General features: G+C 59.0%; 10 protein-coding genes. 9 read left to right on the top strand and 1 reads right to left on the bottom strand.

The window, feature by feature from the left end:
- Positions 1-727, bottom strand: a 727-nt coding sequence (gene tssI / locus MEB48_RS16335; RefSeq protein WP_237885132.1) for a type VI secretion system tip protein TssI/VgrG, incomplete at its 3' end; no start/stop codon positions are given.
- A gap of 449 nt (positions 728-1,176) precedes the next feature.
- Here tssI and tssA point away from each other — a divergent pair.
- The 9 genes from tssA (at position 1,177) to MEB48_RS16290 (ending at position 12,469) form a co-directional block, all read left to right on the top strand.
- Positions 1,177-2,733, top strand: coding sequence for a type VI secretion system protein TssA (gene tssA / locus MEB48_RS16330; protein WP_237885131.1), 1,557 nt, complete (start codon positions 1,177-1,179; stop codon positions 2,731-2,733).
- A gap of 32 nt (positions 2,734-2,765) precedes the next feature.
- Positions 2,766-3,269, top strand: coding sequence for a type VI secretion system contractile sheath small subunit (tssB, locus tag MEB48_RS16325; RefSeq protein WP_237885130.1), 504 nt, complete (start codon positions 2,766-2,768; stop codon positions 3,267-3,269).
- A 28-nt stretch (positions 3,270-3,297) separates the two neighbouring features.
- On the top strand, positions 3,298-4,773 hold the full coding sequence (gene tssC / locus MEB48_RS16320) for a type VI secretion system contractile sheath large subunit (protein WP_237885129.1): 1,476 nt from the start codon (positions 3,298-3,300) through the stop codon (positions 4,771-4,773).
- Positions 4,774-4,785: 12 nt separating this feature from the next.
- Complete coding sequence (gene tssE / locus MEB48_RS16315; protein WP_237885128.1) at positions 4,786-5,193, top strand: type VI secretion system baseplate subunit TssE; 408 nt, start codon at positions 4,786-4,788, stop codon at positions 5,191-5,193.
- Between the two features lie 108 nt (positions 5,194-5,301).
- Positions 5,302-7,089, top strand: coding sequence for a type VI secretion system baseplate subunit TssF (gene tssF / locus MEB48_RS16310; protein WP_237885127.1), 1,788 nt, complete (start codon positions 5,302-5,304; stop codon positions 7,087-7,089).
- Positions 7,053-8,060 carry a type VI secretion system baseplate subunit TssG gene (gene tssG, locus MEB48_RS16305; protein ID WP_237885126.1) on the top strand — a complete coding sequence of 336 codons (1,008 nt, stop codon included), beginning with the start codon at positions 7,053-7,055 and terminating at the stop codon, positions 8,058-8,060. The genes tssF and tssG overlap by 37 nt, the downstream gene beginning before the upstream one ends.
- Before the next feature lie 13 nt (positions 8,061-8,073).
- Positions 8,074-10,704 (top strand): type VI secretion system ATPase TssH, encoded by a 2,631-nt coding sequence (gene tssH, locus MEB48_RS16300; protein WP_237885125.1) that lies wholly within the window; start codon positions 8,074-8,076, stop codon positions 10,702-10,704.
- Positions 10,705-10,714: 10 nt separating this feature from the next.
- Positions 10,715-12,235: a sigma-54 interaction domain-containing protein gene (locus tag MEB48_RS16295; RefSeq protein WP_237885124.1), complete on the top strand. Its 1,521-nt coding sequence runs from the start codon at positions 10,715-10,717 to the stop codon at positions 12,233-12,235.
- A 93-nt stretch (positions 12,236-12,328) separates the two neighbouring features.
- Positions 12,329-12,469 carry a type VI secretion protein gene (locus MEB48_RS16290; RefSeq protein WP_237885123.1) on the top strand — a complete coding sequence of 47 codons (141 nt, stop codon included), beginning with the start codon at positions 12,329-12,331 and terminating at the stop codon, positions 12,467-12,469.
- Positions 12,470-12,478 lie beyond the last annotated feature (9 nt).

The following is a 12,478-nucleotide window of genomic DNA, read 5'->3' as shown; positions in this document are numbered from 1 at the left end:
CGCCGGCAAAGCGACTTTCCAGTAACCGGTTCGGGCGTTTCAGGTCGTAGTGCCGGCGCGTGACCTGGCTGGGACGGGTGCTGAAACCCGGGGAAAACCGGCTGACCACCGGATGCTCCGCCACCAGGCCGGCGTCTTCCCGAAAAGGGGTTTCACCCAGAGTGGGGAAGAAGGTCTGGTCCTCGGTGAACACCAGCACATGGCCGTCCCGGGAATGCTGGTGGTGCCAGGCGATGCCTTCCTCGGCGCACAGGCGCTGGATGAACTCGAAATTATTTTCCCCGTATTGCGTGCAGTATTCGCGCTCGGGACTGGTTCTGACGTGGAACCTGAACGCATCGGCCAGGATGCCATGCTGCTTGAGCACCTGAGTGATGATGTGCGGCACTGTCTGGTGCTGGAAAATCCGCTGATCGTGGCTGAACTGCAAGGAGTGCAGCGCCGGTACCAGGCTCAGGCGATAGCGGGTCAGGCGTTTACCGATTTCTCCCGCGAACGCCCCGTCGATATGCCCATGAATGCCTTCGCCGTTAAAGCCGAATTGGAGAAAGGCCGGTTGGCCGAGCAGGCTCTCCAGATCGAAATCGCGGTACTCGCTGACCAGTTCAACCTGGATCGAATACAAGGCGCTGATGGTTTCAGTGCCGGCAAAGGCCAGCACTTTGAAATCGTGGCGAACCGTGGGGAGTTCAAGCGTGAACCGGGCAGCGTTGGCCGGGGCGAACATGCGCTTATCCTTTTGCTTTTCATCTGCTCGTCCTTAAGCTGAAAGTGAAAGCGAGGCGCAAAACCCTATCGGGCTTGAACCTGCGTCAATGGCCGAACACGCTAACAAGGCATTAAAAGGATTGATGTAGGAAGAGTCCCAATGGCCTGCCAGAAACTTCCCTATTTCAGAATGTTGCATCAGAGATTAATAAAGAAACAAATCAAGATTGGCGTTTGAGCTTTAAGTCCTGTAATTGCGCTAACCAGATGGCATTTCGCGATGCATTGCCTGGTAATCGCTAAATTACATGCGGTAACTATTTGCCTCTAAAGCGCCATCAATACATGCACTTTTAATTAATTGCCGTCATGTGCGTATTTTCAGAAGCGTCCTACATTTTTCGCTTTTTATTTTTGTCATGCTCTAACCCGGTTTCGGCATGACTGTAATTTGAATAAAGGCAACGGATGTCCTACTCAAGCAAACTTTCCGCTCATTACCTTGAGCTCGCAAAAGCCTATGTTTCCGAAGAGAGTTTCGCGGGCGAGGATGTTCGCTTTTCGGGCGAATATGAGGCATTGGAAAGTGAGTTGGGCAAAGCCCAATCCATGCACGAAAGCGGTCAGACCGACTGGCTGAAAGTCCTCGGCAATAGTGAAAAACTTCTGCGCACGCAATCCAGGGATTTGCGTGTTGGTGCCTGGCTGACCTGGGCGCTATACCAACGTGAATCCTTCCAGGGGTTGCTGGCCGGCCTCGGTTTATTGCACTACCTCTGTGAAAATCATTGGGCCGAGGTTCACCCGATCAAGGCCCGCACCCGCTCGGCCGCCATCAGCTGGTTGGTGCCGCGTCTTGAGCAGGTGTTGAACGAAAACGTCGCGATCAAAGAGCAACTGCCGCTGTTCCGCCGTCTGGTCGAGCATCTGGAAGGCCTCGATGCTGCGTGCACCGCGCACCTGGGTGATGACGCGCCGTTGCTGTTGCCGATCTCCCGCCGCTTGAAAAGCAGGGTCCAGCGCGCCGCCGACAATCAGCCGGAGCCCGGTGTGGTGGGCGCCGCGGTGGCTCAGGTCAAGCAGGCCGCAACCCAGCTGTTCACTCCCGGCGCGCCGATCGACAACGAGAAAGAAGCCCACAAGGCATTGCGTGCCCAGCAGGAAAGTGCCCGTCCGTTGTGTGCCTGGTGGCTCAAACAGAAAGCCACCGACCTGCGCGCCCTGCGCCTGAATCGTACGCTGCTGTGGTTGCCCATCGACACGGTGCCTGAGCGCAACGCTGAACAGATCACCGTTCTGCGCGGGTTGCCGACGGACAAACTCAAGTCCTGTCGGGACCGCTACGACCAAGGGAAATACGCTGATCTGCTGGTAGAGCTGGAGGCGAGTCTGGCGAAGGCGCCGTTCTGGTTCGATGGCCAGCGAATGGTCTGGGAATGTCTCCAGGGGCTGAACGCCGAAATGGCCATGCGCGAAGTGGAAATCCATTTCGCGCTGTTGATTCAGCGTCTGCCTGGCATCATCGAATTACGTTTCCACGACGGCGCGCCGTTCGCCGATCCGGCCACCCGCGCCTGGATCGGTGTCTACATCATGCCGCATCTGCAAAGTGCCAGAGCGCCACGCAAGGTCGAAGTCGCCGATACCCAGCCGGCCTGGGAACTGGCCCTGGAAGAAGTCATGCCGATCCTGCGCAAGGACGGTCTCAAGGCCGCGGTGCAGATTCTCAAGCAAGGCTTGCAGGCCGCTCATGGTGGGCGCGTGCGGTTCTTCTGGCAGTTCGCCCTCGCACGACTGTGCTTCTTGGCCAAGAAATACGAACTGGCCAAGACCCAACTCGAAACTCTCGATCAATCATTACAGGACTTGGGACTGCACGCCTGGGAGCCGGATCTTGCGCTGGAAGTGCTGCATTTGCTGCACAGCTGCTGCGAGTTGTTACCGCAGAACCATGCAGTGCGTGAACGCAAGGAAGAGATTTATCGCAGGCTGTGCCACCTCGATCTCGAAGTGATACTCGAATAGGCCCCAGGGCCACAACCGCAAGGAGAAACGCCATGGCCAAAGAAGGCTCGGTAGCCCCCAAGGAACGCATCAATGTCACCTTCAAACCCGCCACCGGCGGTGCTCAGGAAGAAATTGAACTGCCGCTGAAACTACTGGCAATCGGTGACTACACCCACCGCAAGGACGAACGCAAAGTCGAAGATCGCAAGCCGATCAGCATCGACAAAATGACTTTCGACGAAGTGCTGGCCAAGCAAGAGCTGAGCCTGACACTGAGCGTACCGAACCGTCTTCAGGAAGAAAGCGACACTGAAGAACTGGCCGTACAACTGCGCGTCAACTCGATGAAGGACTTCAACCCGGCCTCGCTGGTCGAGCAAGTGCCTGAACTGAAAAAACTGATGGAACTGCGCGACGCGCTGGTGGCCCTCAAAGGCCCGCTGGGTAACGCGCCTGCGTTCCGCAAAGCCATCGAAGGCGTGCTCGCCGACGACGAATCCCGCGGTCGCGTACTGGGTGAACTGGGCCTGAACGCCGCAGTCCAGGACGCCTGAGTCTCCATCAGCCAAGGAAGCCAATACTATGAGCACGAGTGCAGCGCAGCAAAAGAGTAACGAGAACGGCGAATACAGCATTCTCGACAGCATCATCGCCGAAACCCGCCTGACCCCGGACGACGAAGCCTATGACATCGCCAAACGCGGTGTGTCGGCGTTCATCGAAGAGCTGCTCAAGCCGCAGAACAACGGTGAGGCAGTCAAGAAGGCCATGGTCGACCGCATGATCGCCGAGATCGATGCCAAGCTCAGCCGTCAGATGGACGAAATCCTCCACCACCCGGACTTCCAGTCCCTGGAATCATCGTGGCGTGGTCTTCAGTTGCTGGTCGACCGCACCAACTTCCGCGAAAACATCAAGATCGAAATCCTCAACGTCTCCAAGGACGACCTGCTGGACGACTTCGAAGATTCGCCGGAAGTGATGCAGTCGGGCCTGTACAAACACATCTATACCGCTGAATACGGTCAGTTCGGTGGTCAGCCAGTCGGCGCGATCATCGCCAACTACTACATGTCCCCAAGTTCGCCGGACGTGAAACTGATGCAGTACGTGTCCAGCATAGCCTGCATGTCCCATGCTCCGTTCATCGCCGCAGCCGGCCCGAAATTCTTCGGCCTGGAAAGCTTCACCGGCCTTCCGAACCTGAAAGATCTGAAAGATCACTTCGACGGCCCGCACTTCGCCAAATGGCAGAGCTTCCGCGAATCGGAAGACGCTCGTTACGTTGGCCTGACCGTGCCGCGTTTCCTGCTGCGTAACCCATACGACCCGGAAGAAAATCCGGTCAAATCATTCGTGTACAAAGAAACCGTCGCCAACAGCCACGAGCACTACCTGTGGGGTAACACGGCCTACGCGTTCGGCACCAGGCTGACCGACAGCTTCGCCAAATTCCGCTGGTGCCCGAACATCATCGGCCCACAGAGCGGTGGCGCGGTTGAAGACCTGCCGTTGCATCACTTCGAAAGCATGGGCGAAATCGAAACCAAGATTCCTACCGAAGTACTGGTTAGCGACCGTCGTGAATACGAACTGGCCGAGGAAGGTTTCATCTCCCTGACCATGCGCAAAGGTTCCGACAACGCGGCGTTCTTCTCCGCAAGCTCGGTGCAGAAACCGAAGTTCTTTGGCATCAGCGCTGAAGGCAAGATTGCAGAGCTGAACTATAAGCTCGGCACCCAACTGCCATACATGATGATCGTCAACCGTCTGGCTCACTACTTGAAAGTGCTGCAGCGCGAGCAACTCGGATCGTGGAAAGAACGTACCGACCTCGAACTGGAACTCAACAAGTGGATCCGCCAGTACGTGGCCGACCAGGAAAACCCAAGCGCCGAAGTTCGTGGCCGTCGCCCTCTGCGTGCTGCCCAGATCATCGTCAGCGATGTAGAAGGCGAGCCGGGCTGGTACCGCGTCAGCCTGAATGTGCGTCCGCACTTCAAGTACATGGGGGCCGATTTCACCCTGTCGCTGGTTGGCAAGCTGGACAAAGAGTAAACGGAGCGACTCATGACTGGATACGGCAGCCTTTTCGAACGCCTGGGTGGCGACGCTGACAAACGCGTTGACTGGAGCCGCGAGCTCTGCGCCATGGCGTCCGTGGCTGCCCATCTGACCAAGATGCTCAGCACCCGTGCGGGCAGCGTGCAAACACTGTCCGATTACGGGCTACCCGATCTCAATGACATGCGCCTGAGCCTGCACGACTCCCTGAGTCAGGCCCGCCAGGCCATCGAAAGCTTCATCGAAGCCTACGAACCGCGCCTGAGCAACGTGCGTGTCATCTCACTGCCGCGTGACAACGATCAGCTTCGCCTGTCCTTCAGCATCGAAGGCCTGCTGGAAGTTGATGGTTTCAAACGCCAGGTCAGTTTCGCCGCGCGACTGGATGGCAGCGGTCAAGTGACGGTCAATTAATGAGACTCCGATGTCCGGCAAACCTGCAGACTTTGCCCCATGACGCACGGAGATTGCGAGCGTTGCGACTCAGGAAATTTTGCAAATTCGTCAAACAGGTAGCCCTTCGTGTCCTTTAACCACTACTACCAAAGCGAACTCACCGCACTTCGCCAGTTAGGTCGTCGATTCGCCGAGCGTAGTCCAGCGTTGGCGCCTTTCCTGGGTCAGGCCGGGCAGGATCCGGATGTGGAGCGGTTGCTGGAGGGCTTCGCGTTTTTGACCGGGCGTCTGAGGCAGAAGCTTGACGACGAATTGCCGGAGCTCAGCCATTCGCTGATGCAGTTGCTGTGGCCGAACTACATGCGGCCGCTCCCGGCGTTCAGCATTTTGCAGTTCGACCCATTGAAGCTTTCCGGTCCTGCGTCGATGGTCGAGCGCGATACGCCGGTCGAAAGTGTGCCGGTCGATGGCATGCATTGCGGCTTCCGTACGTGCTACCCGACTGAAGTCCTGGCGCTGGATCTGGCGGCGCTGACCTATTCGGTGAAGGGCGACGGTTCGCTGTTGAGTCTGCGTCTGGAGATGAGCGCTGACGGTCACTTGGGCGAGTTGGAGCTGAGTCGCCTGCGTCTGCACTTCGCCGGTGAGCGCTACATCAGCCAGATGCTTTACCTGAGCCTGTTGCGCAACCTCGAAGGCATTGAGTTGATCCCGCTGGACGGCGCCGGCAAGGCCATCAGTGGTGTAAGCGGTCAGCCGATGGCGTTCAAGATGCCCGGCGACCGCGTGCAGCCAGTGGGTTTTGCCGAGGAAGAAGCGTTGACCCCGTATCCGCTGAACACCTTCCGCGGCTATCGCTATTTGCAGGAATATTTCGCTTTTCAGGACAAATTCCTCTTCGTCGATGTCAACGGTCTGGACCTGCTCAAGTCGCTGCCGGAAGACACGCTGAAGCAAATGCGCGGCCTGGAGTTGCGCTTCGATATTCGCAAGAACGGCATTCAGCGGCTGCGTCCGACCCTGGATAACGTGAAGCTCTATTGCACGCCGATCGTTAACCTGTTCAAGCATGATGCGCTGCCGATCCGCCTGGATGGCAAGCAAGACGAATACCTATTGTTGCCCGCCAAATTCGACCTGGAAAACTGCGGCGTGTTCTCGGTGGAAACTGTCACTGGCTGGAGGCCCGGCGGCCTCGGTTATCAGGAATACGTGCCATTCGAATCCTTCGAGCACGACCCGAGCTTCGACGTGCCCACCAGCCGTCCGCATTACAGCATCCGCCAGCGTTCGTCCTTGCTGCACGGCGGTCTCGACACTTACCTGAGCTTCGACATCCGCCACACCGAAGCCCACGAAACCCTGTCGATCGAGCTGATGTGCACCAACCAGAACCTGCCGCGCAAGCTCAAGCTTGGCGACATCTGCATGTCCTGTGAAAAGACGCCGGAGTTTTTGAGTTTTCGCAACATCACCCCGGCCACCTCCAGTTTCGCGCCGCCGCTGACCCGTGACTTCCTCTGGAAGCTGATCAGCAACATGTCGCTCAACTATTTGTCGCTGGCCGACGTCAATGCGCTGAAGGTGATTCTCGAAACCTACGACCTGCCGCGTTACTACGACCAACACGCGGAAAAAGTCAGCAAGCGCCTGCTGGACGGCCTCAAGTCGATCAAACACCAGCATGTCGACAAATTGCACCGAGGGTTGCCGGTTCGCGGGTTGCGTACCGAGCTGACCATCGACCCGCAAGGGTATATCGGCGAGGGCGACCTGTTCGTGTTTGCTTCGGTTCTTAATGAGTTTTTCGCGCTTTACGCCAGTCTCAATTCGTACCACGAGCTGCGGGTAAAAAGCACACAGGGAGAGATGTACCAATGGACACCACGTATGGGGCTGCAGCCCCTGCTTTAAGCGGGCTGAGCCGGGTAATACGCGAGTACTCGCTGTTTCAGGCCGTGCTGCTGGTGATTGACCGGTTGCGCGATTCACACCCATCCCTGAGCGAAGACGATCTGTACGATCAGCTGGAATTCCAGGCCAACCCCAGCCTGGGTTTCCCTGGCAGTGACGTTGATCGCGTGGAGTTTTTCGAAGAGCACGGGAAGATGCGCGCGCGCCTGCGTTTCAACCTGATCAGCCTGATCGGTTCCGGTTCGCCGCTGCCGGCGTTTTACGGCGAACAGGCTTTGGGCGACAGCGAAGACGGTAACCCGACCCGCAACTTCCTCGACCTGTTCCACCATCGCCTGCAACGGCTGATGCTGCCGATCTGGCGCAAATACCGCTACCGCGCCAGCTTCCAGAGCGGCGCCCTCGACCCGTTTTCGGCGCAGTTGTTTGCGCTGATCGGCCTCGGTGGCGAAGAGATCCGCAAGGCTCAGGAGCTGAATTGGAAACGCCTGCTGCCGTACCTCGGCCTGCTCAGTTTGCGGGCGCATTCAGCGGCGTTGATCGAAGCGGTGTTGCGCTACTACTTCAAGCACGCCGAACTGACCATTGAGCAGTGCATTGAGCGTCGCGTGGATATCCTCGACGAGCAGCACAATCGCCTGGGCCGTGCCAATAGCCTGCTCGGCGAAGACCTGGTGCTGAGCGAACGCGTGCGCGACCGCAGCGGCAAATTCCGCATTCACATCCGTGAACTCGACTGGCAACGCTTTCACGAATTTCTGCCGATCGGTTTCGGCTACCAGCCGCTGTGCGCGCTGGTGCGCTTCACCCTGCGTGACCCGCTCGATTACGACATTCGCCTGGTCCTGCGCCAGGAAGAAATCCGCGAACTGCGCATCGGTGAGCAGAACGCCTGTCACCTTGGATGGACCAGTTGGCTCGGCCGCGAAAAAGCGGACGGCGTGGTGACCTTGGGCAGCAAAATTCATTAAGGACAGATGACACATGATCAACGTAGACCTGCAACAACTTATCCAGGCACTGGACGCCGAAACCCGTCGTGATCTGGAAAGTTCTGCGCAACGTTGCGTCGCCCGTGGCGGCAGCAAGATCCTCGTCGAAGACTTGCTGCTAGGCTTGCTGGAGCGTCCGCAAGGCCTGCTCACGCGCGCGTTGCAAGGTGCCGAAGTCGACCCCGGGGAACTGAGCGCCGCGCTGCAATCGCGGGTCGAGCACAGCGCCTCGCGTAACCCGGTGTTCGCTCCGGAACTGGTGCAGTGGCTGCAGGATGCCTTGCTGGTGGCCAACCTCGAACTGGGCCAGAGCCAGGTCGAGCAAGCGGCGTTGATCCTCGCATTACTGCGCAACCCGATGCGCTACGCTGGTAGCCGTTACCAGTCGTTGCTGGCCAAGTTGAACATCGAGCGCCTGAAAGAGTTCGCCCTGTCGCAGAAAGAACAACCTGCCACCGGCAAACCGGCCGTGCCCGGTGAGTCGCTGCTGGAGCGCTTCACCCACAACCTGACCCAGCAGGCCCGCAACGGCAAACTCGACCCGGTGCTGTGCCGCGATGGCGCTATCCGTCAGATGGTCGATATCCTTGCCCGTCGGCGCAAGAACAACCCGATCGTGGTCGGTGAAGCCGGCGTCGGCAAAACCGCCATCGTCGAAGGCCTGGCCTTGCGCATAGCAGCCGGTGAAGTGCCGCAGGCACTCAAAGGCGTCGAGCTGCTGTCCCTGGACATGGGCCTGTTGCAGGCTGGCGCCAGTATTAAAGGTGAGTTCGAGCGTCGCCTTAAAGGCGTGATCGACGAAGTCAAAGCCTCACCAAAACCAATCATCCTGTTCATCGACGAAGCCCACACCCTGATTGGCGCGGGAGGCAACGCCGGTGGTTCAGACGCAGCTAACTTGCTCAAGCCAGCCCTGGCTCGTGGCGAGTTACGTACCATCGCCTCCACCACTTGGGCGGAGTACAAAAAATACGTCGAGAAAGACCCGGCCCTGGCCCGTCGTTTCCAGCCGGTGCAACTGCACGAACCGACCGTCAGCGAAGCGGTGACCATCCTGCGTGGTTTGGCTCAGATCTACGAGAAGAGCCACGGCATCTATTTGCGCGATGACGCAGTGGTTGCAGCAGCCGAGTTGTCTGCCCGTTACCTGGCGGGTCGTCAGTTGCCGGATAAAGCCGTTGACGTCCTCGATACCGCTTGCGCCCGTGTGCGCATCAGCCTCGCGGCCGCTCCGGAAAGTCTGGAACGCCTGCGTGGCGAACTGGCCGAAGGTGGTCGTCAGCGTCAGGCCTTGCGTCGCGACGCCGAGGCCGGTCTGCTGATCGATCATGAAGTGCTGGACGTTCTGGAAGATCGCCTGGTCGACGCCGAAAACGAAAGGGTCGCACTGGAAACCCTCTGGACCGAACAGAAAGCATTGGCCGAACGCCTGCTGAACTTGCGTCAGCAACTGGCCAAGGCTCGTGAAGCCACTGCTGGCGAACCGATCATCATGGTTGAGGAAGACGTTGAAGGTACCGTGGATGAAGCGCACAGCGTCGAGTCGCTGGAAGCCGCCCTCAACGAAACCCATCGCGCCCTGACCGATGCTCAAGTCAAAGAACGTCTGGTGAGCTTCGAAGTCTGCCCGCGTCTGGTGGCCGAAGTGATCAGCGCCTGGACTGGTGTGCCATTGGCGCAATTGGCCCGCGAACACAACGCCAAAGTCGCGAGCTTCGCCACCGACTTGCGCACGCGCATTCGTGGCCAGGAACAAGCGGTTCATGTCCTCGACCGTTCGATGCGAGCCACTGCCGCTGGCCTCAACAGGCCCGATGCACCGGTCGGCGTGTTCCTGCTGGTCGGTCCAAGCGGCGTCGGCAAGACCGAAACCGCGTTGGCCATCGCCGATTTGCTGTATGGCGGTGATCGCTTTCTCACCACCATCAATATGTCCGAGTTCCAGGAGAAGCACACCGTTTCGCGCCTGATCGGTGCCCCACCGGGTTATATCGGTTATGGCGAGGGCGGCATGCTCACCGAAGCCGTGCGGCAGAAGCCGTACTCGGTGGTATTGCTCGATGAAGTCGAAAAAGCCGACCCGGACGTGCTCAACCTGTTCTACCAAATCTTCGACAAAGGCGTGGCCAACGACGGGGAAGGGCGCGAGATCGACTTCCGCAACACGCTGATCCTGATGACCTCGAACCTGGGCAGCGACCTTATCAGCGAACTCTGCGAGAGCGGTGCACGGCCGACGGCCGAAGTCCTCGAAGAAACCATTCGCCCGGTGCTCGGCAGGCACTTCAAACCAGCGCTGCTGGCGCGCATGCGCGTCGTGCCTTACTACCCGGTTGGCGGCCCAGTGCTGCGCGAATTGATCGAAATCAAACTCGGTCATTTGGGCGAACGCCTGAACCGCCGCCAGCTCGATTTCACTTACGGCCAGAAACTCGTCGACCATTTGGCCGAGCGCTGCACCCAAAGCGACAGCGGCGCACGCTTGATCGACCACTTACTCGACCTGCACGTGCTGCCGCTGGTGACTGACCGTGTGCTCGACGCAATGGCTGCAGGCATTAGCCTCAAGCGTGTCCACGCGACGCTCGACGGCGATGCCAGCGTGACTTGCGAGTTCGCCTGAGGTGGGTGTTATGTTCACTCAAGTGCCGCAACCGCTGGCCTATGCCGAAGCTTTGCTGGCGCAGTTCGCCAGCCTGTCACGGGCGGCGGATGGTGCTGCGCTGCTGGGTGACTTTGTGCGTGGAGTGGCCTCACTCAGCGGTTGCGAATTGACGCAGTTGTACCTGCTGGATGCAACCCATACCTGCCTGGGGATGAACGCCGAGTACCTGAACGGCATTCTGCAACCCCGCGAAGCGGCGAGCCTGCCGGCGGATTACAACGGTGAACAACTGCTGCAATTCGCCTTGTGCCAGAACCGTGTGGTGTGCCTCAGCGAGCTGAGCGGCAGCCTGCACGAAACCAGCTTCCTGCCGCTCCAGGCCACGCCTTGGCAATCGCTGTTGTGCGTGCCGTTGATCAATCAGCAAAAGGCTGTCGAAGGTTTGCTGTTGTGCGCCAGTCGTCGGGACATCGACCTGCAAGGCTTTGCCAACTCCCTCAGTCAACTGGGTTCGTTCGTGCTTGGTCAACTGCACTTGCTGCAACGTTTGCGTCAGCCGACCGACAATGCACGACCGGCACCGGTCGATATCCCGAGCGCCAGCGGTTATGGCTTGATCGGCAAAAGTTCGGCCATGCGCCAGACCTACTCGTTGATCAGCAAAGTTTTGCACAGTCCTTACACCGTGTTGTTGCGCGGCGAGACCGGCACCGGCAAGGAAGTGGTTGCGCGGGAGATTCACGATTGTGGCCCGCGACGTTCCAAGGCATTCATTGTGCAGAACTGCGCGGCGTTCCCCGAGAACCTGCTGGAGAGCGAACTGTTTGGCTACCGCAAAGGCGCCTTCACCGGTGCCGACCGCGACCGTGCCGGGTTGTTCGACGCGGCCAATGGCGGCACCTTGTTGCTCGATGAAATCGGCGACATGCCGTTGTCCCTGCAAGCCAAATTGCTGCGTGTGTTGCAGGAAGGCGAGATCCGCCCGTTGGGCTCCAACGACACACACAAAATCGACGTGCGCATCATCGCCGCGACGCACCGGGATTTGGCGGTGCTGGTCAGCGAAGGCAAATTTCGCGAGGACTTGTACTACCGCCTCGCGCAGTTCCCGATTGAGTTGCCGGCCTTGCGCCAACGCGAAGGCGACATCCTAGACCTGGCGCGGCACTTCGCCGACAAGGCTTGCTCGTTTCTGCAACGTGATGCGGTGCGTTGGTCCGACGCGGCGCTGGATCACCTGGCAGGTTATGCCTTCCCCGGTAACATTCGTGAACTCAAAGGGTTGGTCGAGCGCGCGGTATTGCTGTGCGAGGGCGGCGAGCTGCTGGCCGAGCATTTTTCACTGCGCGTGGAAGCCATGCCGCAAGGCAGCAGCGATATGAACCTGCGCGAACGCCTGGGGCAGATCGAGCGCAGTCTGCTGCTCGACTGCCTGCGCAAAAATGACGGCAACCAGACCCTTTCCGCCCGCGAACTAGGCCTGCCGCGCCGCACGCTGCTGTACCGCCTCGGACGCCTGAATATCAATTTGGGTGATTTCAATGGGTAGGCAAAAGACCTTCGATTTCACCTCGTCCGCTTCTGATAGCGCCGCCCAAACGGGTCGGCATTTTGTGCTGTGCCTACCTCTGGAGACCCTCTGATGTTTGTTCGTCACTGGCAAGCCGTCCTGCTGACCCTCGTCGTTCTATGCGGCCTGGGCGGCTGTAGCGGCAATTACAAATACAACGACAACACCTATCGCCCATTGGGTGATCCGCAGGCGGTCAATCGCGGCAAGTGACCCCAAGGA

It is taken from the genome of Pseudomonas sp. PGPR40 (genome assembly GCF_022014505.1).
Classification (GTDB): domain Bacteria; phylum Pseudomonadota; class Gammaproteobacteria; order Pseudomonadales; family Pseudomonadaceae; genus Aquipseudomonas.
The sequence above is the reverse complement of the archived record's forward strand: the minus strand, read 5'-3'. Positions and strand labels throughout refer to the sequence as shown.